General features: G+C 74.3%; 16 protein-coding genes. 6 read left to right on the top strand and 10 right to left on the bottom strand.

The genetic code is table 11. From position 1 onward, the window contains the following. Positions 1–384: 384 nt before the first annotated feature. Both Sru01_RS23275 and Sru01_RS23270 read right to left on the bottom strand, forming a co-directional pair. On the bottom strand, positions 385–1374 hold the full coding sequence (locus tag Sru01_RS23275; protein ID WP_203989826.1) for a hypothetical protein: 990 nt from the start codon (positions 1372–1374) through the stop codon (positions 385–387). Next, positions 1371–1694, bottom strand: a complete 324-nt coding sequence (locus Sru01_RS23270) for a PadR family transcriptional regulator (RefSeq protein WP_203989824.1) — start codon at positions 1692–1694, stop codon at positions 1371–1373. The genes Sru01_RS23275 and Sru01_RS23270 overlap by 4 nt, the downstream gene beginning before the upstream one ends. Before the next feature lie 187 nt (positions 1695–1881). Here Sru01_RS23270 and Sru01_RS23265 point away from each other — a divergent pair, with 187 nt between their 5' ends. Then, positions 1882–3984 (top strand): NACHT domain-containing protein, encoded by a 2103-nt coding sequence (locus tag Sru01_RS23265; protein ID WP_203989823.1) that lies wholly within the window; start codon positions 1882–1884, stop codon positions 3982–3984. A gap of 195 nt (positions 3985–4179) precedes the next feature. Further along, entirely contained in the window at positions 4180–5853 is a 1674-nt protein-coding gene (locus tag Sru01_RS23260) for a DUF2207 domain-containing protein (RefSeq protein WP_203989822.1), read from the top strand. Positions 5854–5990: 137 nt separating this feature from the next. Here Sru01_RS23260 and Sru01_RS23255 read toward each other — a convergent pair whose 3' ends face one another. Then, a complete protein-coding gene (locus Sru01_RS23255; protein WP_203989821.1) occupies positions 5991–6953 on the bottom strand; it encodes an asparaginase in 963 nt (320 codons plus the stop codon). Positions 6954–7042: 89 nt separating this feature from the next. Here Sru01_RS23255 and dtd point away from each other — a divergent pair, with 89 nt between their 5' ends. Continuing rightward, positions 7043–7468, top strand: a complete 426-nt coding sequence (gene dtd, locus Sru01_RS23250) for a D-aminoacyl-tRNA deacylase (protein ID WP_203989820.1) — start codon at positions 7043–7045, stop codon at positions 7466–7468. Positions 7469–7486: 18 nt separating this feature from the next. Here the strand turns inward: dtd and ygfZ are convergent, their stop codons facing one another. The 3 genes from ygfZ to Sru01_RS23235 form a co-directional block, all read right to left on the bottom strand. Continuing rightward, the gene (ygfZ, locus tag Sru01_RS23245) at positions 7487–8575 is read right to left on the bottom strand and encodes a CAF17-like 4Fe-4S cluster assembly/insertion protein YgfZ (protein ID WP_203989819.1); all 1089 of its coding nucleotides are present in this window, start codon (positions 8573–8575) and stop codon (positions 7487–7489) included. A 35-nt stretch (positions 8576–8610) separates the two neighbouring features. After that, complete coding sequence (locus Sru01_RS23240; RefSeq protein ID WP_203989818.1) at positions 8611–9024, bottom strand: Fur family transcriptional regulator; 414 nt, start codon at positions 9022–9024, stop codon at positions 8611–8613. A gap of 472 nt (positions 9025–9496) precedes the next feature. Continuing rightward, on the bottom strand, positions 9497–9985 hold the full coding sequence (locus Sru01_RS23235) for a heme-binding beta-barrel domain-containing protein (protein ID WP_203989817.1): 489 nt from the start codon (positions 9983–9985) through the stop codon (positions 9497–9499). Positions 9986–10110: 125 nt separating this feature from the next. On the opposite strand from Sru01_RS23235, the gene Sru01_RS23230 reads away from it, so the two are divergent. From Sru01_RS23230 to Sru01_RS23220, 3 genes are read left to right on the top strand one after another with little or no spacing between them, the layout of a single operon-like run. After that, the gene (locus tag Sru01_RS23230) at positions 10111–10473 is read left to right on the top strand and encodes a DsrE family protein (RefSeq protein WP_203989815.1); all 363 of its coding nucleotides are present in this window, start codon (positions 10111–10113) and stop codon (positions 10471–10473) included. Between the two features lie 7 nt (positions 10474–10480). Continuing rightward, the gene (locus Sru01_RS23225; protein WP_203989813.1) at positions 10481–10819 is read left to right on the top strand and encodes a winged helix-turn-helix transcriptional regulator; all 339 of its coding nucleotides are present in this window, start codon (positions 10481–10483) and stop codon (positions 10817–10819) included. Positions 10820–10868: 49 nt separating this feature from the next. After that, on the top strand, positions 10869–11513 hold the full coding sequence (locus Sru01_RS23220) for an NADPH-dependent F420 reductase (protein WP_203989811.1): 645 nt from the start codon (positions 10869–10871) through the stop codon (positions 11511–11513). 124 nt (positions 11514–11637) lie between these two features. On the opposite strand, the gene Sru01_RS23215 is transcribed toward Sru01_RS23220, so the two are convergent. The 4 genes from Sru01_RS23215 to Sru01_RS23200 all read right to left on the bottom strand — a co-directional run bounded on the left by Sru01_RS23215 (position 11638) and on the right by Sru01_RS23200 (position 18896). Beyond that, positions 11638–12351 (bottom strand): type 1 glutamine amidotransferase, encoded by a 714-nt coding sequence (locus Sru01_RS23215; protein WP_203989809.1) that lies wholly within the window; start codon positions 12349–12351, stop codon positions 11638–11640. Continuing rightward, complete coding sequence (locus Sru01_RS23210; protein WP_203989806.1) at positions 12341–13570, bottom strand: MurT ligase domain-containing protein; 1230 nt, start codon at positions 13568–13570, stop codon at positions 12341–12343. The genes Sru01_RS23215 and Sru01_RS23210 overlap by 11 nt, the downstream gene beginning before the upstream one ends. Positions 13571–13644: 74 nt before the next feature. Further along, on the bottom strand, positions 13645–16707 hold the full coding sequence (locus Sru01_RS23205; RefSeq protein WP_239137671.1) for an ATP-binding protein: 3063 nt from the start codon (positions 16705–16707) through the stop codon (positions 13645–13647). A gap of 224 nt (positions 16708–16931) precedes the next feature. Beyond that, a complete protein-coding gene (locus tag Sru01_RS23200; RefSeq protein WP_239137670.1) occupies positions 16932–18896 on the bottom strand; it encodes a hypothetical protein in 1965 nt (654 codons plus the stop codon). Positions 18897–19024 lie beyond the last annotated feature (128 nt).

The following is a 19024-nucleotide window of genomic DNA, read 5'->3' as shown; positions in this document are numbered from 1 at the left end:
TGCGGGCATGGAGCAGGTCCCCCAGGCTTCAGGCAGGCCTGGTGGCCAGGTTTCAGGCAGGCTGGCGACGCCGCGCCGTCGCCAGGGCGTGCTGGAGCCGGCAGCGGAGGGTGCGCTCTCCGTGGTGCCGTCACCTGGTCGGAGCTTCGAGAGGAGGTGCTGGCTCGCCGGCGGGAACGTGACCGGACGAGGGGTTGCCGTGGTTGTAGCGATCCCGGGTTGGTGATGGTGAGAAGCGATCAACCAGGTTGTAACACAGCCCCCGCAGGCTGCCTAGGTCTCACCACCCCCAAATAGCCGAGATTGTCGCCATTTGTCAGGATCATTCGGCGTTTGCCCGCGGCATCGACGACGTCGACGCGCCGCGTGCCTACCAGCAGGCCGTCACCGGCCCGGCGTGACCTCGGCCACCCGGCGGCCGCCGCGGCGCCGCGTCGAAACGGCGGCGGCGAAGGCCAGGACCGCGCAGCCGAGCTGGGCGAAGACCACGACGGCGGGCGTCCACGGCGGATTCCCTAGATCACCCAGGGCCGCCGCGGGCAGGAACAGCACCAGCGCCGCCCGCCTGCCGGACGCCGACCGGCAGGCGAACCCGGCGGCCAGCCCGACCACTACCAGCCAGGGCACGGGTTTCCAGATGATGATCTGATGGTCGATCACGCCCGCCAGGCGCACCATGGCATGGCCCGCGATCAGCCCGGCCAGCGCGAGCGGCGTCCACCGCAGGAACCCTCGCCGGGGAACCAGCGCGAGCGCCCGGCGCGCGGCGGGCAGGAAGGCGATGACGGCGGCCACCACCTGGGCCGTAAAGAACCAGCCGGTGGTCGGTAGCCGGAAGTCCGGCAGCACGATCGCCACACCGTCCAGCGACAGGGCGACCACGCCCGACCCGTACCAGGGGAGCACCAGGTGGCAGGCGAGCGCGAGCGCGCCGAGAACGGCGATCCACCGGCGGCCGAGCAGCACAGCCAGCGCGGGTGGGGCCGCGACGATGACCGGCTCGACCAGGCCCAGAAGGGCCACGATCGGTTCTCGCGACGGAACGACGCCGACGCTCGCCGGGGATGCCACGAGGTCGACGACCATCATCAGGGTCATCGCCAGCGCGGCGGCCAGCATCAGCAGCGGCCACAGCGCCATGGCCACGGTCAGGCCCGCGCGCCAGGCACCCGCCGAACCCGGCCCGAAAGCCCGGCGGGCGTGCACGCGCGACGCCCCCCACAGCAGGTCGGTCACATCGAGGAAGTGCGGGCGAAGCTGACCGGGCCGCGCACCGGCCATCAGCACGCCGATCATCTCCTCCTCGTGCCGCGCCCGGTGATCGCGCGGATAAACGGCGAGGAGGCGACGGTAGGCGGCTTCGAGCGGGCTCATGCCGCCCCTCCCGAACCGAGCGCCCGCAGGCGCGTGGCGGCCGCCGTGGCGTGCCTGCGCATCCGCTCGGCCTCCGCCGCCAGTCGCGCCGCCCCGTCACCGGTCAGCCGGTAGTAGCGGCGTACCCGGCCGTCGACGATCTCCTCCCGATCCTCGGTGATCAGCTTTTCCTCCCGAAGCCGGTCGAGAGCGGCGTACAAGGTGCCGGCGCGCAGGCGGACCTGGCCGTCCGAGATGCGCGCCACGTCGGCAATGACGCCGTATCCATGCTGTGGACCGGCGGCCAGCGCGGTCAAAATCAGGAAGCTCGGCTCCTGCATCTGTCTCATATGATCAATATATACAGATGATCTTATTATTAGGAGGCCGGCACCGAACCGAGCCGCCTCATGGGTTCCAGACCAGGCGGTCGTCGGGCCTCGTGCCAGGCTCGGCGGCGGCCGGGCCGGGCGGCGCCGGCTTCGCGGGAGGTCACCGGTCGCCGTCGCGATCATTACGATGGCCGGCATGGTGGGCGAGGGAAGGCCGCGGGCCCGGCTCTTATGGCTGTCCATGGTGCTGGCGCCGGTCGCGGTGTCGGTGGCCGCCAACCAGGTGCTCAACGACGGCGTGTGGAGCGGCCCCTGGCTGGCCGGCACCATCGTCGCGGCGGTGGCGGCCGGCCTGATCGTCGAGCGGGCCGGCCGGACGCTCGCCCCCGCCGCCAGGAGCGTCACCGAGACCAAGCGGGATCTCGCCCGGCTGGTGCAGGAGCGGTGGAGCGACGAGGTGGTGACGCGTTCCGTGGGCGACCCGCCCATCCCGATCTCCTGGCACCTGACCCAGAAGAGCGACCTCATGGATCGCCCGCACCTGATCATCGACCGCGAGCCGGCGGTGTCCGGCCGATCGGACCAGATCGCCGCGCTCGCCGTCGCCTTCCGCAGGCTGCGCCCCCGCCGCCTGGTCATCACCGGCGGCCGGGGGACCGGCAAGACCACCCTGGCCATCCAGCTGATGCTGAGACTGATCGAAACGCGGGCTGACGACGACCCGGTCCCGGTGCTGCTGCCCGCCGCCGACTGGGACATCGAGGCCTACCCCCGGTTCCAGGACTGGGTGGCCCGGCGGGTGCGCACCGACTACGCCGCCCTGCCCGACCCGGGCAATCGGCAGGACGGCGCCGACGTCCTGGCGGACCGCGGCGCGATCCTGGCCGTTCTCGACGGCCTGGACGAGCTGCCCGAACCCGCCCGTGCCAAGGTCATCGAGAAGCTGTCCACCACCCTCCGCCCACGCGACCAGCTGATCATCACCTCGCGGACCACCGAGTACGGCGACGCGGTCGCCGCCGCCCGGCGCCCGCTCCGGGCCGCCGCCGTCATCGCCCCCAAGGCGCTGCCCCGCGACGCGGTGGCCGACTACCTGGCCACCGCGTTGCCCGCGCCCTCGCCGGCGTGGACCCGGGTGTTGCGCGCCCTGCGCGAGGGAGACGCGCCGGCCCTGGCCGAGGTCACCTCCATCGCTCTGGGGTTGTGGCTGGTCCGGGCCGTCTACGCCGACCGGCCGGACGTCGACCCCGCCCCGCTGGCGGGCGAGTACGCCCGCGACGCGCCGGCGCTGCGCGCCCACCTGCTGGACAACGCCCTCGGCGCGCTGCTGGCGGCCCGCGCCACGATCCGGCCGGCTGCCTGGGACCCGGCCGCCGTCACCGCGTGGACGCACCGGCTGGCCCGCCTGCCCGCCGAATCCGGCGATCACGACCTGGCCTGGTGGCGGCTGACCGACCAGGCGCTGCCCGCCTCCCGATTACCGCGAGCCCTCATCCGTACCTCGATCGGCGCGCTGACCGGCCTGGCGTTCGCGCTCCCGGCCGCGCTGACCGCCATGCTGACCTACGGGCCGCTCTTCGGCGCGGCCTTCGGCGCCTGCTACGGCCTGTCCGCAGTAGAGGCCGCCCGCACCCCCGACTTCGCCCCGCTCCGCGTCCGGCGGCGGCTGCGGGACTTCAGCCGCGGCCTGAGATCCGACATGTGGATGATCCTCATCCTGCTGCCCGCCGGCCTCGGGCTGCCGGGTGCGGTGTACTACGCGCTGGAGTACGGCTGGAAGATGGGCGTGGCCGGCCTGATGTCGGCGCTCGGCGTCGGCTGGGTGACCGTACGGGTCTGGCGGCGGCAGAACCGGAAACCCGGCCGCGCCGACGAGGACCACCTCCCGCCGTTCACCGCCGCGGTCACCCCGCGGTCCACCTGGCGGGTCAACCGGGGCCTGGTCGGCCTGCAGCTGATGAACGCGCTGCTGCTGGGGGCGGCCGTCGGCTTCGCCGTCGACTTCATGAACGAGGCCGACCTCGTGCCGACGAACCCGTCCGCGTCGGTGGACGCGGGCATGGGCATCGTCTTCGGCATAGCGTTCGGCCTGGTGAACAAGCGCCAGCACACCTGGCTGAAATCCACCATCGCCCTGCTGCACCTCGCGCCCGCGGGCCGGCTGCCGCTGCGCCTGATGCCGTTCCTGCACGACCTGCACCGGCTGGGCGTCCTGCGGGCCGTGGGCCCCTTCTACCAGTTCCGGCACGCCGAACTGCAGGCCCACCTCGCCGCCAGAGCCGGCCCTCCCTCCCGCTGACCTTGCCGCCCTCGGCGGCGGCGATCCAGAAGGCCGATCAAGTGATCGCTCCTGGGACACGCACCGGCTCGCCGATTCGAGGAGGTCTCGTACGGCGGAGATCGACCTGAGCACCTTTCAAGGATGATTGAACCGTTCGCGGGAACCGCCGGTCGAACCACGAGGGCCGGGTACGGGCCGCTAGGCTGACGGGCCATGGTGGATCTCCCCCGTCGACTCGTGCCCGCGGTGGCCCTCGCGCTGGCCGCCCTTGTCGCCGCCCCGGCCGCCGCGGCGGCCGGGGCGGCGAGCGCCCGTCCGGCGAACGGCTCGGGTGCGGCAGCGGCCGGCGCCGTGAGCCGGACCGACCTCACCCTGGAGCTGCGCCGCGGCGGCGTGCTGCACGTCAAGGAACAGATCACCTACACCGGTGACGTCCGGCGCACCCTGCTCACCCGCACCCGCCACGACGACTCCGACGACCGCCTCTACCGGGTCACCGGCTTCAAGGGCGACGGCCGGCTGGCCGGTGACACCATCACCCTCACCGGCAACGGCAGTGCCACGATCGAGTACGACGTGGCCGGCACGGTCACCCCGGTGGGCGGCGGCGAGGAGCTGCGGTGGTACGCCGTGAACGGCTGGTCGGTGCCGGTGCAGAACGCGGTGGTGCACCTCACCGGCCCGGCTCCCCTGCAGAGCCTGTCCTGCTTCGCCGGCGACCTGACCTCGGTCATCGGCTGCACCGCCGCCTCGATGGACGAGAGCGGCACCCGGGCGGAGTTCGAGCAGCAGGGGCTCGGCCCCGGCCAGGCGCTGACCGTCGTCGCGGGCTTCCCCAAGAGCGCGACCGGCGGCCGGCCGATCCTGGAGCGCCGTTTCGAGCTGGCCAACGCCTTCACCGTCAACGCGGTCACCGGCGGCGCGCTGCTCGGCCTGCTGGTGCTGCTGCTCGGCGGCGTCGGCCTGCTGTACTGGACGCGCGGCCGGGACGCCCGGGTCCTCGGCAGCGAGAGCGGCCAGGTGACCGGGGTGAGCGGCGGCCACTTCGCCCCGCCCGACGGCGTCCGCCCCGGCCAGATCGGCACGCTGATCGACGAGCAGGCCGACGTGATCGACGTCACCGCCAGCATCGTCGACCTGGCGGTCCGCGGCTTCGTGCACATCGAGGAGCAGCAGCGCACCACCTACGAGACCCCGGACTGGCTGCTGGTCAAGGTGCCCGGCGCGCCGCTGGCGGAGCTGCTCGACTACGAGCGGGCGCTGTACCGCGCCATCTTCGACGGCCGCGACTCGGTGCTGCTGTCGGAGCTGCACGGCTCGTTCGCCGCCGGGCTGGGCAAGGTCCGCGACGCCCTGTACCGCGACGTGGTCGCCCAGGGCTGGTTCGCCCGGCGGCCCGACTCGGTGCGCACCCGGTGGACCACGATCGGCATCGCGCTCATCGGCCTCGGCGTGCTGGCCACCGTGCTGCTCGCCTGGTTCACCACCTACGGCCTGCTCGGCCTGGCACTGATCATCGCCGGCGGGGCGCTGGCCGCCGGCGGGCAGTACATGCCGGCCAAGACCGCCAAGGGCGCCGCGGCGCTCGCCCACACCCTCGGCTTCCGCGACCATCTGGCCTCCGGCGAGCTCGGCGACGTGCCGGCGGCCCAGCGGGTCGAGCTGTTCTCCCGCTACCTGCCCTACGCCGTGGTGTTCGACAACGTGGACCGGTGGGCGCGGGTGGTGGCATCGGTGAACGGCAACGGGCAGCAGGCCGACAACCTGTACTGGTACCACGGGCCGGCCGAGTGGGACCTGTCCAGGTTCGCCGACTCGATGCGCACCTTCACGCTGACCACCTCCGGCGCGATCTCCACCAGCCGCCAGTTCCGCCGCCCGCTGTGATGCCGGCCCGGTGACCGGGCGGCGCCACCGCGGTGGCGGCGGATCCCGGGACACCACCCGGACGCCGCCCGGTGATGTCACCGTGGTCGCCCCCGCCCGGTGGTACCGGCCGCCGGGCCCCGGTGAGCGGGGCAGGATCACCCCGCCCGGCGGACCCTGATCTCGCCGACCGGGCGGCCGCCGCCGAGCAGCGGCGGGGCGGCCAGCGCGTCCAGCTCGGGCCGGTCGTGGCCGAGGCCGAGCGCGCGCAGCGCGGCGACCAGCACCGGCATCCGGGCCCGCCGGCCGCCGTCCTCGATCTTGAGGGTGCCGGCCGCCCCGTCCTGGTGGGCGAACGCCTCGAACGCCTCGGCGCCCGACTTGATCAGCAGCCCGGGGACCGCCCGCATCACCGCCGTCTCCGGGCGGGCGGTGCCCGACGTCCATTCGGGGTGGGCGCGCATCGCGTCGGCGACCCGCCGCTCCGGTGAGCCCGGCTCGGCGAGCACCAGCCGGCGGAAGGCGCGGGCCACCCCGGCCATGGAGGAGAAGAACAGCGGCGCGCCGCAGCCGTCCACCCCGGTGGCCGCGACCCGCTCTCCGGTCAGCTCCTCCACCGTGCCGCGGATCGCGCGCTGCAGCGGATGCGCCGGGTGCAGGTAGTCCGCCACCGACCAGCCGTTGGCCGCGCAGGTGGCGAGCATCGCGGCGTGCTTGCCCGAGCAGTCCATGGTGATCGGCGCCGGGCCGCCGCCGGCCGCCAGCACCCGCCGGGCGGCCTCCTCGTCGCCCGGCAGCGCGGGCGGGCACCGCAGCGCCGTCTCGTCCAGCCCGGCCGCCGCGAGGATCTTGGTGACGCCCTCGACGTGGAACTCCTCGCCGGCGTGGCTGGCGCAGGCGAGCGCGAGCGGCTCGCCGTCGAGGTCCAGCCCGGCGCGCAGCATGCCGAGCGCCTGCAGCGGCTTCATCGACGAGCGCGGCGAGACCGCCGCCGTGACGTCCCCGTGCACCATGGCCGGCGCGCCCGCGGCGTCCATGGTGAACACCCGGGCATGGTGGACCGACTCCACGAACCCGGACCGGACCACTTCCACGACCAACGCCGCACTCGCCACGTCCATCTCCTCTCGTGCCCCCAGAGTGTACGGACGGCGGCCCGGCGCGCCGCACCGGGCCGCCCGGGGGGACCGGCGTGCGAGAATCAGGGACCATGCGTGCCGTTGTTCAGCGGGTGAGTTCCGCGTCCGTGGTGGTCGACGGGCGGGCCGTGGGCGAGATCGACGAGCCGGGCCTGCTGGTGCTGGTCGGGGTGACCCACGACGACGGGCCGGCGCAGGCCGCCCGGCTGGCCGCCAAGCTCTGGGGGCTGCGCATCCTGTCCGGCGAGAAATCGTGTTCGGACATCGGCGCCCCGCTGCTGGTGGTGAGCCAGTTCACCCTCTACGGCGACGCCCGCAAGGGCCGCCGCCCCACCTGGCAGGCCGCGGCCCCCGGCCCGGTCGCCGAGCCGCTGGTCGACGCGGTGGTGGCCGAGCTGCGCGCGCTCGGCGCCCGGGTCGCCACCGGGGTGTTCGGCGCCGACATGAAGGTCTCGCTGGTCAACGACGGCCCGATCACCCTGATCCTGGAGGTCTGACCGTCCCCGGGCGGCCGGTCAGCGGACGCGGCGGCGCAGCGCGGGGTCGATGGTGACGTTGCGGCCGGCGTCCGGCGGCACGACGACCTCCTGGGTCGCGGCGACCCCGCCGGCCAGCAGGTCGATGTCCACCGGGACGGTGCGCTTCACCACGGCCAGCGCGATCGGGCCGAGCTCGTAATGCCGGACGGCGGTGCCGACGAACCCCACCTGGCCCGGTTCCGCGGTGCCCTCCACCACGGCCTCCGGGTCGGCCTCGCGCGGCGCGCCGACGCCGAGGGTCACCGGGGCGCCGTGCGGCGGCAGCGTGTCGGCGCTGCCGTCCAGGTGCAGGAAGACCAGCCGGCGCGGCGGGTGGCCGAGGTTGTGCACCCGGGCCACGGTCTCCTGCCCGCGGTAGCAGCCCTTGGTCAGGTGCACGGCGGCGCCGATCCAGCCCACCTCGTGGGGGATAGTCTTGTGGTCGGTCTCGAACCCCTGCCGGGGCCGGTGCGCCGCGACGCGCAGCGCCTCGTAGGCCCACAGGCCGGCCGGGCGCAGGCCGAGCTCGGCGGGCAGGCCGGCCAGCCGCTCGCGCGGCACCAGCAGGTCGCCGCCGACGGCGATCGCGCCCGCCGGGACGGCGTCCGGGACCGGCTCGCCGGCGGGGGGCTCGCCGGGGCCGGGGGCGGGCACCGGCGGCCGGACGGTGACCACGGCATAGTCGGCGGTCAGGTCGGCCACCTCGACGCGCAGCATGAAGCGCATCTTCGTAAGGAAGGCGATCAGCGCGGCCGCGGCGCCCGGCTCGACATGCCCCCAGACGGCCTCGCCGTCGTCCACCAGGGTCAGGTGGTGCTCCAGCCGGCCCTGGGCGTCCAGGAACAGCGTCTGGGTCGCCGTGCCGGGCGGCAACGCGTCCAGCTTCTGCGAGGTCAGGCTGTTGAGCCAGCCGAGCCGGTCCGGCCCGGTGATCCGCACGACCTCGCGGTCGCTCCGGTCCACCAGGGCCTGGCCCGCGACCAGGGCGCGCTGCTCGGCGTACGGCTCGCCGTAGTGGGCGGCGACGGTCTCGTCCGGGGCGTCGGCGGCCACCGCGCCCGGCAGGTCCAGCAGAGGGCTACGCATGCCCCAAGGCTATTGCGCCGCGCGGCCGGGCGTGCTCAGGGCCGGCAGTTGCGGCAGCGGCCGAACACGGTCAGGTGCCGGACGTCGGTGCCGAAGCCGAGATCGGCCTCCAGCCGGCTGACCAGGCCCTCGACCAGCTCCGGGCCGACCTCGGTGATCTCGCCGCAGCCGCGGCACACCAGGTGGACGTGGTCGGCCTCGCTGGCCAGGTGGTAGGTGGGGGCGCCGTGGCCGAGGTGGGTGTGGGTGACCATGCCCAGCTCTTCCAGCAGCTCCAGCGTGCGGTAGACCGTGGAGATGTTGACGCCGCGGGCGGTCTCCTGGACGCGGCCGCAGATCTCTTCGGGGGTGGCGTGGCCGAGCCGGCTGACCGCCTCCAGCACCAGCTGCCGCTGCGGCGTTACCCGGTAACCGCGGGCGCGCAGCTGCTCGTGCCAAGTCCCGGTCATGCTCTGAAGTCTACGAGCCGCCCGGCGCCTCCCGGACGGGGTGACGGCCGGCGGGGCGGGCCGCAAGGCTCTGACCTGCGCGGGATCAGTCGAGGGATATTCGCTTGCCCGTTGATCGACCGGTCGCATAGCCTGCGAAGCACGCAGAAGGGAGGTGGTCCGAAACAATGGTTGATTGTCATAGGGCTAGCGAGGTGGCTGTCCGCTAGGACATCGCCAGTCAGGACCTGTCGTCCCGACGTCGTGCCTTCCCTGAGGGCACGGGTGACGTCCGGCGAATCCAAGACAGACACCGGAACCCCGGGCAGCCGGCGGGAGGAGCGCACGCTCCTCCCTTGGTCCAGCCGGCCCGTCTCACCACGAGGCGGAGCACGCCCGGGGTTCTTCTGTGCCCGGCCCCGGCCGGGCGGACCGGCCCGGCGCCCGCCGGGCGCTCCCGCGCCGCACCGGACGGCGGCTCAGCCCACCTTCTTCAGCCCACCTTCTTCAGCTCAGCCGACAGGTGCGAGGTGAGCGGCTGCCCCTCGGCGGCCATGTCGTAGGCGTACATCAGGTTGCCGTTGACCAGGCCGTACAGCCGGTGCCCGGCGGTGTACTCCTTGGCGGTGGCGGTGCGGGCCACCACGTCGGTGCGCATCTCGATCTTGTGGAAGGCGACCTCGCCCAGGTAGATCTCGGTGACGCCGGTCGGGTGGGCGAGCAGGATCTCCAGCTGGCGCTCGGGCAGCGCCCGCCAGTACCCCGACTCGGTCGCCAGCGGCCGGACCATGGTGCCCTCGTCGTCGAGCAGCCAGGTGCGGCTCTGGTAGGCCAGGAACGGCCGGCCGTCGTGCTCGAAGACGATCTCCTGGCCGAACCGGAAGCTCTCGATCGTCGGGTAGCCGCCGACGCCGGCCCCCTCCCACCTGCCCAGCAGGAACGCGATCGGCTCGAGGTCAGGATGAATTGACTGCGACTCCATGGGATCCGAGCCTAGATGCCCGGCCGGGCATCGCGCGCCGTGCCGCCCGGTGCGCCGCCCGGCGTGCCGCGCCGGTGCGGCGGACCCGCTGGTGGATCCGCGGCCCGGCCGCCTAGGCTCAGATCATGGCACGATCAATGGTGATAAAGGTTACGGCGGGGCTGGACGCGCCGGAGCGGTGCAACCAGGCGTTCACCGTCGCGGCCGCCGCGCTGGCGAGCGGGGTCCCGGTCTCGCTGTGGCTGACCGGCGAGGCGTCCTGGTTCGGGCTTCCCGGCCGGGCGAAGGAGTTCAGCCTGCCGGAGGCGGTGCCGCTCACCGACCTGCTGGACGCGGTGCTGGCCGGCGGCCGGGTCACCGTCTGCACCCAGTGCGCCGCCCGGCGGTCCATCACCCCCGGCGACCTGATCGACGGCGTGCGGATCGCCGGCGCGCCGACGTTCGTCGAGGAGGCCCTCGCCGAAGGCGCCCAGGCCTTGGTCTACTGACGGGCGCATGAGCGACAACGACGTCTTCCTGGCCGACTGCCCCGCGCGCACCACGCTGCGGCTGATCGCCGACGCCTGGTCGGTGGTCGTGGTCTACGGACTGGGCCAGGGGCCGCTGCGCTACAGCGAACTGGCCGGGCGGATCGGGGGGATCAGCAACAAGGTGCTGACCCAGACCCTGCGCCGGCTGGAGCGCGGCGGCCTGGTCGAGCGGCGGCCGCTCGCCACCGCACCGCCCGGCGCCGAGTACCGGCTGACGCCCCTTGGGCGGAGCCTGCTGGACCCGGTTTCGGTGCTCGCCCGCTGGGCCGAGGACCACGCCGACGAGCTGGGCGGCGACGACTGACACGCGTGGGGAACCTGGCGGTTCCCCACGGCCGTCTACCGTCCTCGCCATGAGAATCGGAATATTCGGAGCCGGCGCCATGGCCGACGCGCTGGGCACCCGATGGGCGGCGTCCGGGCACGAGTTGATGGTCACCGGCCGGACGCCGGCCAACGCGCGGGCGCTGGCCGGCAAGCTGGGCGCGCGCGCCGGCGACTTCGCGGAGGTGGCCGAGCACGCGGAGGTCGCCTTGATCGCGGTGCTCTACCAGGGCATGGACAGCACGCTTTCCATGATCGGAGACGGGCTGCGCGGCAAGCCCATCGTCGACTGCAACAACCCGGTGGAGGTGCGGGACTTCACCCTGGTGACCGCCCCGGGCCGGTCCATGGCCCAGCAGATCGCCACGGCCACCGGCGGGCACGTCGTGAAGGCGTTCAACCTGTGCCACGCCAGGGTGTGGGAGATGCAGCCGCCGGTCTTCGACCGCCGGCGCCTGGTGGTGCCCTACTGCGGCGACGACGACGCCGCCTGCGCCTTGGTCGCCCGCCTGATCGGCGACCTGGGCTGCGAGCCGCTGGCCGCCGGTGACCTGCGGCACGCGCACCACCTGGAGGCGATGGCCGCGATCATGATCCGCCTGCTCTTCGGCGGACATGACCCGCTCAGCGCGTTCAACCTGGTCACCGCCGAGCCCGTTCCGCCCACGAGCTAGCCCGTCGGTGGCGCCCTGTCCGGCAGCTCGGACCGGGCGCCGCCGGCGGCGGGACGGGCCCGCCCACGCCGCCGGCCCGATGCGGCGGGGTCCCGGACCGTCCGGACGCCGCGGATCCGCGCCGTCAGGCGGGCAGGACGGCCTTGAGGCGCTCGGCGCGCAGCCGCTCGTGCCAGGCGTCGTCCAGCGGGGCCAGCGGGCCGGTGACCCAGCCGAGGAAGACGTCGGCCAGCCAGTGGTTGCGAGCCAGCGCCGGGCCGTGCAGATAGGTGCCGACGATCTTCCCGGCGTGGCAGCCCTCGGTGCCGTCGCCGTTGCCGGTGCCGACGATCGTCCGCGACAGCGGCCGGACCCCGGGCCCGAGCCGGGTGACGCCCATGTGGTTCTCGAACCCGCTGAGGATGTGCCCGCCGAGCCCGGTGTCCACCTCGGCGGCGAGCTCGCCGACCGCGCGGGCCGGCCCGCGGGTGCTCTCGATGTCCAGCAGCCCGATGCCGGCCACCGGCTGGCCCTCCTCCCCGCCGAACGTCGACCCCATGATCTGGTAACCGGCGCAGACCGCCAGCAGCGCGGCGCCGCGGTCGATCGCGCGGGCCAGGCCGCCGTCCCGGCGGAGCCGCTCGGCCGCGAGGATCTGCGGCCGGTCCTCACCGCCGCCGATCAGGTAGATGTCCCCGGAGTCGGGCACCGGGTCGGCGGAGCGCACGTGGACGGTCTCCACCGGGATGCCGCGGCGGCGGGCCCGCTGCTCCAGGATCAGGACGTTGCCCTGGTCACCGTAGGTGCTCAGCAGGTCCGGGTAGATCCATACGATGCGTACGGCGCTGTCAGAGGGCACGTCCGAACTCCGCTCGAATCCGCTGGAAGGCTGTGTAGTTGGCGATCACGTCGACCCGGCCGGGCGGCAGCTCGCCCACCGCCTGCTCGAAGGTGTCGCAGAGCCGGAACGGAACGTCCGCGACGTCCAGCCGCAGCGCCAGGTCCAGCCGGCGCTCGCCGGTCACGTACACCGGCCGGCCGCGCAGCACCCGGTAGTCGACGTCCCAGAGCCACGAGGTGTCCCGGCCGTCCGGCCCCTGGGCGTTCACCGACAGGATGATCGGCAGGGCCGGGTCGGCGACCTCGAACGCCTCCAGCCAGCCCGCCGGGTTCTTGGCCAGCAGCAGCCGCAGCGACCGCCCGTCCCGCTCCACCATGGTGTAGCGGCCGGCCACCGAGGTGACCTCGCGCAGCCGCGGCAGGGCCTGCTCCACCGGCAGCCCGAACACCTCGGCGACGGCCAGGGACATGGCGGCGTTCGCCCGGTTCGCCCGGCCGGGCAGCCGCAGGTCCAGCACCCAGCGCCGCCCGCGCGGGTCGACCACCGCGTCGTCGTCGAGCACCCAGGCCGGCTCCGGGCGGCGGAAGGTGCACTCGCGGCACGCCCAGTCGTCACCCTTGCGATCCAGCGGGCCGCCGCACTCCGGGCAGCACCAGGAGTCCTCCTTCCACGGCTGCCCGCACGACACCCAGGTCACCTGGCCGGCGGTGGCCGCGCCCCAGGTGACCAGCGGGTCGTCGCAGTTGGCGACCACGTGGGTGTTCTTGGCGGCCAGCGCCCGCCGCCACTTCTGCGCGAGCAGCCAGATCTCCGCGGCGCGGTCCATCTGGTCGCGGCTGAGGTTCATCAGGCAGGCGACGCCGGCGCCGGTGGTGGCCAGCACCTCCGGCAGGTACTTCTCGTCGACCTCCAGCACGGCCAGCGGCGCCTGCTTGGACTGCGACAACGCCGACACGTGGCCGGCCGGCATGTTGGCGCCGAACGCGTTGGTGGCCACCTCGCCGAGCTCCTGCAGCGCGGAGGTGATCAACCGGGTGGTGGTGGTCTTGCCGTTCGTGGCGCTCACCAGCACGAGCTTGCGATCCGCGGCGAGCCGGCGCAGCAGGTCGGGCTCCAGGATCAGCCCGACCCGGCCGCCGATCACCGATCCGTCGCCACGCCCGGTCACCCGGGACAGGGTGGCGGCCGTCCGCCCGAGGGCGCTCGCGAGCTGGGCGCGCAGCGGTAGCTGGGTCATGCCCGAGATCCTAGTGCGGCCCGCGCGAAGAGTCCCTCACGAGCGTCCAAAGACGGGCAGACCTCGCCGTCCGGTCAGGTGCCGGCGATCGGCGGCCCGGGCGCGCCGTCCGGGCCGCCGGCGAAGGCCGGGCCGAACCGGTCCGGCCAGGACAGCACCGTCTCCAGCCAGGCCGCGCCCATCGTCTGCGCGACGTGCCGGACGCGGTCGCGCGGCTCCACGCCGATGGCGACCCCCGCCAGGTCGCCGCGCACCCCCGCGTACCCGTCGTCGCCGAGCAGGACGCGGAACGCGAGCGCGCGGTTGCGGTCCACCTCCAGCGACAGCGGGTGATGGCGCAGCGCCCGCACCCGGTGGCCGAGCAACTCGGCACCGCCCGGGGGGCCGCCGCCCGGGCGCGGCCGGCCGTCCGGGTCGGCGCCGAACAGGGCGTACTCCATCCGCGGCGCCGGGGCGCGCAGATCCGGTGCCGGCCGGCCGTAGGGGAACAGCCGGTCCATCTCGTGCAGCCACCGCACCTGCGGGATCACCCAGGTGTCCCCCGGCCGCTCGCCGGGGGCGGGCCGGTCCGCGCCGGACGGGTCGAGCAGCCCGGCGGCGGCCTCGGCGGCCCGGCCGGTGAGCAGGGCCGGGTCGTGGCAGGTGCGCAGCGACCAGGCCCGCCGGGCCACCGCCCGCTCGGTGAGCGTGGCCAGCAGGCACTCGCGGCGCCGGGCCGGCAGCCCGGCCCAGCTCGCGGCGAGCGCCCGCGGCACGCCGGGCAGCGACCGGTTGACGCAGAAGGCCAGCACCAGGGTGTCGGTCCACACCCGCAGCCAGGCCCACTCCGGCGCGTCGGCCAGCAGGTCGGCCTCGCGCAGCTCGACCAGCGTGCACGCGGTGCCCTTGGCGCACTCCGGACCGCAGGCGGCCGAGCGGCGGCCCTGGATCGGCGGGATCGGCCCGGCCACCGCCCGCTCGCGGTCCTCGCCGAGCGGCACCTGGATGCGCAACGGCCGGTCCATGCCGTCGGCGAAGACCGCGGCGGTGCCCGGCTGCAGCGAGACCACCTGCCGCGACTGCTCCTCGCTGAGGTTGATCGCCGCACCGACCAGCCGGCGGTCGTCCTCGGCGGGCAGCCGGTGCACCACCTTCAGCGCGGTGTTCTTCACCACGTCGGCGACCAGCTTGGTGGGGATCTGCTCGGCCACCACGATGCCCTCGCCGTACGCCCGGATCTCGGCCAGCATGCCGGCGAGCAGCTCCACCGCGTGCGTGCTGGCCCGCTGCGCGCCGCGGTCGCGCAGCAGCCGGTGCGCCTCCTCGATCACGATCACGTGCCGCAGGCCGCGCACCTTCTCGCGCCGGGCGCGCATCCGCAGGTGCTCGACGATCCGGATGATCAGCGTCCCCATCAGGAACGCCTTGTCCTCGTCGTTGGCGACGTCCTCGATCGCGAAGACCACGTTGCGCCGCAGCAGCCCGCCGACGTCGGCCGGATGCCCGCCCTCGAAGAACCGGCCCGCCGAGCCGACCCGCAGGCTGCGCAGGCGCAGGCTGATGAACCCCTCGACGTCGGCCTGCACCTCGTTGCCGTAGCCGATCTCCTGGATCACCTCCAGGGCGTGCGCCTGCAGCTGGGCCAGCGTGGGCACCGCGGGCTGGACGGCCGCGCCGGGCACCCCGCCGCCGGTCACCACGTCCCAGCCGTTGGCCTCGTAGACCCGCTGCAACGCCAGCGACACGATCTGCGGGAACGGCTCCTCGGCGTCGAAGGCCGCCATGAACAGCGCCCGCACCATGTCGATGTGCGCCTGCACCGGGTAGCCGGGCTCGGGGGCCAGCGGGTTGACGCTGAACGGCACCGCGTCCGGCGCCGACGGATTGATGACCGTCAGCGGGGCGGCCCGCTCGATGCGCCCGGCCATCGCCGCGTACTCCGACTTGGCCGGCTCGATGGCCAGCCACGGAATGCCCGCCTCGGTGAGCTGCTCCAGCAGGTGGCGGACGGTCTGCGACTTCCCCGAACCGGTCGCCCCGGTGACGAAGGCGTGCCGGTTCAGCGTGGCCAGCGGCACCCGGAACGAGCCCACCGGGCGGTCCTGGCCGTCCACGATGGCCCCGAGGTCCAGCACCGGCTCGCCGGTGCTGCGCACGTCCGCCTCGCTGGTCACGTCGAAGAACCCGGCGTCCAGCACCCGGACGCCGGGCACCTCGCGCCGGGGCAGCCCGGCCAGCGCGGCGAGCGCGCCCGCGGTGGCCGCGAACGGCGCCGCCGCGCCGTCGGCCGGGTCCTGCCGGTTGACGCCGAGCGCCTCGGCCAGGCCGTACACCGGCTCGGCGGCGCCCGGACGGCCCTGCCCGCCCGACATCGGCAACGACAGCGCGCTGCGCAGCCGGTAGGGGTGGTGGCTCATCTCGACCGAACCGACCAGCACCGGCGCGATCTGCCGCAGCTCGTCCGGGCCCGCGGCGCCGGCCAGCACCCGGACGTTCCACAACCCCGCCTCGCGGAAGGCGTCCAGCTCCTGCATGCGCCGCTCGGCGCGCTCGGCGTCGAACCGGCTGCGCTCAGAGGCGTCGCCGTACTGCCGCAGCACGTTGAGCTGGGTGCGCAGATGGGCCACCTCGGCGTCCAGCAGGTCGGTGGGCTCGGCGACGACCAGCCAGGCGAACGGGCGGGACATCAAGGTGACCAGGGTGGACTCGAACAGCGTGGGCCGCAGCAGGTCATCGGGACCGGGCTCGCGGCGGCCGCCCAGCGGCGGCGCCTGCCGCCCCGGGCAGGGCGTCCAGGCCAGGTCGGCCAGGTCGGCGAGCCAGTCCGCGCCCACCTCTACCCCGCGCGCGCCACCGGGGAACAGCAGCGGCTGCGGCCCGTACGGCGGGCCGTCCACGCTGGCGACCGCGGCCCGGCGCGGCGGCCGGGGCGGGGTGAGCGGCCCGGCGTTCGTGATCAACTCCAGCGGCGCGCCCGCGCCGCGCGACAGCCAGGCGATGACGAACGGGCGGGCGCGCTGGGCGGCGGACAGCACCGCCGGCAGCACGGTGACGAAATCCCACTCGGCCGAGGAGGTGCGCGAGGGCGCGGTGATCGCCTGGATGCGATACCAGGGACCGCTCAGCGGTAACGGCGTGCTCGGCGCTGGGGAGGACACCCAGACTGCATATCAAGCCGCGCCGCCCGGCGCCACCGCCCTGCTCCGTCACGTCCCCGGCGCCACGTCCCCGGCGTCGCGTCCCGGGCGTCGCGTCATGCGTCCACGCCTCATCCGATCTACGCGTCACCAGACTTCCGGTGCCGGCCCTCGCTTCACAGGTCCACTCCTCGCCGGGCGTCCGCTGCCGGATGTGCCGTCGCCGGCCCGGCCGGCACCGGGGATCAGTGGCCGCGGCGCCAGTCCAGCCGCTCCGGCGGGGGGCCCAGGTTCGGCGGGAACGGGTCCTGCTCGGGGCGCTCGGGCCGTTTGGGCGGCTCGGGCGACTCGGGCGCGGACAGCATGACCCGGCGGACCTCCTCGAACTCGCCGAGCGTGGTCTTGGGGAAGGTGAGGATGGCCGGGTTGGCGTCCGCCAGCCGCACCTGCCGGCCCTCCGCGGTGGCGTGCGTGACGATCACCGAGGTGGTGGGCAGTTGCTGGAGCTGGTGCGGCTCGATCAGGAACTCGCGGCTGCGCTGCAGCACCCGCTCCTCCCCCATGGCCTTGCTGGCGCTGCGCACCCACTCGGTGGACTCCGTGATGCCCTCCATCAGGCCGCCCGCACCCTTCCCCTCCCCCGGCCCGGCCCGGCCGGCGCCCTCCCCCACGGTCGAGGTGTAGGAGCCGTTCAGCCCGTCCACCGCCTGGCCGATGGTCTCGGTCAGGTGCGCCAGCTCCAGGCGGTGCTCGGTGCCCATGTGCTCGCTGGCCACCCGGGCGTCCTCGGCGTTGCCGAGCCGCATGAACGCCACGGCGGCGTGCCCGCGGCCCAGGCGCTCCCGCACCGTGGGGGTCAGCGACCGGTAGGTCAGCACCAGCCCGGTCTGCGAGGTCTCGCAGGCGTCCATCAACCGGTCCAGCACGTCGCCGCGCAGCTTGTCCGCGCCCGCCACGATGATCGTGTGGTACCACGGCCGCTCGGAGGCGGGCGACCGGCGCAGGATGTGGGTGAGCGCGGTGGCGACGTAGGTGCCGAGCACCCGGTTGCCGAACACCCCGGCCTGGCGGTCCATCGATACCACCCGCAGCCGGGCGGGCGGCAGCCGCACCGCCTCCGAGCCGAGCGTCTCCAGCTTGCGCAGCTGGGACTCCAGCGCCCAGGCGCGCTCGATCACCACCCGGTCGGTGACGCCACGGCCGAACAACGTGCCGATCCGCTCCAGCTGGCTCGCGGTCAGCAGGCCGAACCGCAGGTCGTCCCGGGGATCGCCGACCTGGGCGAGTGCCCGCAGCGCGGCCGTCACCTGGTTGATCGTGGCGTTCTCGCCGAGCACCTCCAGCACCCGCTCCAGGATCGCGTTGTCGAAGCTCAGATCGCGGGTCGTGCGGTGCTCCTCGCTCACGCTGACCACGTGCGCGAGCACGTCGGCGAACGCCTCCGGCGGCAGCGTCGAGCCCAGGTCCAGCCGCGGCAGGTCGGTCGGCAGCACCCACACCAGCGGATCGTCCCCGCCGCGCCGGGCCAGCTCGATCAGGTCCTTGGCGATGGCCCCCTCCGACAGGTCCAGCACGGTGAGATGGCCGCCGCTGTACAGCCGGGTCGCGCCGAGCAGGGTGATCAGCGCCGACCAGCCCGGCAGGGTGCCGCCCGCCACGTCGATCCGGTCGATCTCGTCGGGCACCGCAACGGCGTACCAGGTGAGCTGCCGGTCGAACCGCTGCTTGCGGGCCGCCCACTCGCGGTAGCGCCGGGCGTGCTCCTCCTGCGCGTCGGCCAGCTCCCGCTCGCGGCGCTCCCGGCGGCGGGCCGACCGATCCTCCTGCTCCCTGATCCGCGAACGCAGGGCGCGCTCCCCCTGGTGGACGGCGTACGCGCAGATGGCGGCCACGCCCGCGCTGACCGTCAGCCCCACCGCGACGAACGACCACGCCATCACCTCGCCGATCCCTAAGCCCAGGATCAGCACCGACAGCAGGGCCATGAAAACGCCGACGATCTTCACCGGCCGGTTGAGCAGATCCTCCTGCAGGCGCTCACGACGCACCCAGGTCGGATCGACAGCCGCCTCGGGCTCGGCCGCCGGGACCTCCTCCGGAGACGGCCGGCGCGGCGGCGGCCCCGGGTCGGGGTACATCATCGCGTACTGCCAGCCGAGGTAGACCCGGTCGGCCTGCAGCTGCGCGTGCTCTGGGTGCACGTCCGCCACCGGACCTCCACCTGTCCCAATGGTCGCGCTTGCTGGGGGGAGCCTGCCGCCGCGTGGACTTCGGTCTCCAACGGGAGACAGCGTACGCTGTGTTGCTTGGCGCTCGCTCCGCTCGCGCTGCGTTCGGT

Origin of the sequence: Sphaerisporangium rufum, from assembly GCF_016863395.1 — a bacterium.
Classification (GTDB): Bacteria; Actinomycetota; Actinomycetes; order Streptosporangiales; family Streptosporangiaceae; genus Sphaerisporangium; species Sphaerisporangium rufum.
Note: the sequence above shows the minus strand (reverse complement) of the source record. Positions and strands in the feature narration are given on the sequence as shown.

Bases quoted from the DNA above. Each gene is read 5' to 3' on its own strand.
- Sru01_RS23240 (WP_203989818.1), bottom strand. From the start codon at position 9,024: ATGACCGGGACTTGGCACGAGCAGCTGCGCGCCCGCGGTTACCGGGTA.
- Sru01_RS23230 (WP_203989815.1), top strand. From the start codon at position 10,111: ATGGCACGATCAATGGTGATAAAGGTTACGGCGGGGCTGGACGCGCCG.
- dtd (WP_203989820.1), top strand. From the start codon at position 7,043: ATGCGTGCCGTTGTTCAGCGGGTGAGTTCCGCGTCCGTGGTGGTCGAC.
- Sru01_RS23260 (WP_203989822.1), top strand. From the start codon at position 4,180: ATGGTGGATCTCCCCCGTCGACTCGTGCCCGCGGTGGCCCTCGCGCTG.
- Sru01_RS23275 (WP_203989826.1), bottom strand. From the start codon at position 1,374: ATGAGCCCGCTCGAAGCCGCCTACCGTCGCCTCCTCGCCGTTTATCCG.
- Sru01_RS23270 (WP_203989824.1), bottom strand. From the start codon at position 1,694: ATGCAGGAGCCGAGCTTCCTGATTTTGACCGCGCTGGCCGCCGGTCCA.
- Sru01_RS23255 (WP_203989821.1), bottom strand. From the start codon at position 6,953: ATGGACGTGGCGAGTGCGGCGTTGGTCGTGGAAGTGGTCCGGTCCGGG.
- Sru01_RS23235 (WP_203989817.1), bottom strand. From the start codon at position 9,985: ATGGAGTCGCAGTCAATTCATCCTGACCTCGAGCCGATCGCGTTCCTG.
- Sru01_RS23210 (WP_203989806.1), bottom strand. From the start codon at position 13,570: ATGACCCAGCTACCGCTGCGCGCCCAGCTCGCGAGCGCCCTCGGGCGG.
- ygfZ (WP_203989819.1), bottom strand. From the start codon at position 8,575: ATGCGTAGCCCTCTGCTGGACCTGCCGGGCGCGGTGGCCGCCGACGCC.
- Sru01_RS23225 (WP_203989813.1), top strand. From the start codon at position 10,481: ATGAGCGACAACGACGTCTTCCTGGCCGACTGCCCCGCGCGCACCACG.
- Sru01_RS23265 (WP_203989823.1), top strand. From the start codon at position 1,882: ATGGTGGGCGAGGGAAGGCCGCGGGCCCGGCTCTTATGGCTGTCCATG.
- Sru01_RS23220 (WP_203989811.1), top strand. From the start codon at position 10,869: ATGAGAATCGGAATATTCGGAGCCGGCGCCATGGCCGACGCGCTGGGC.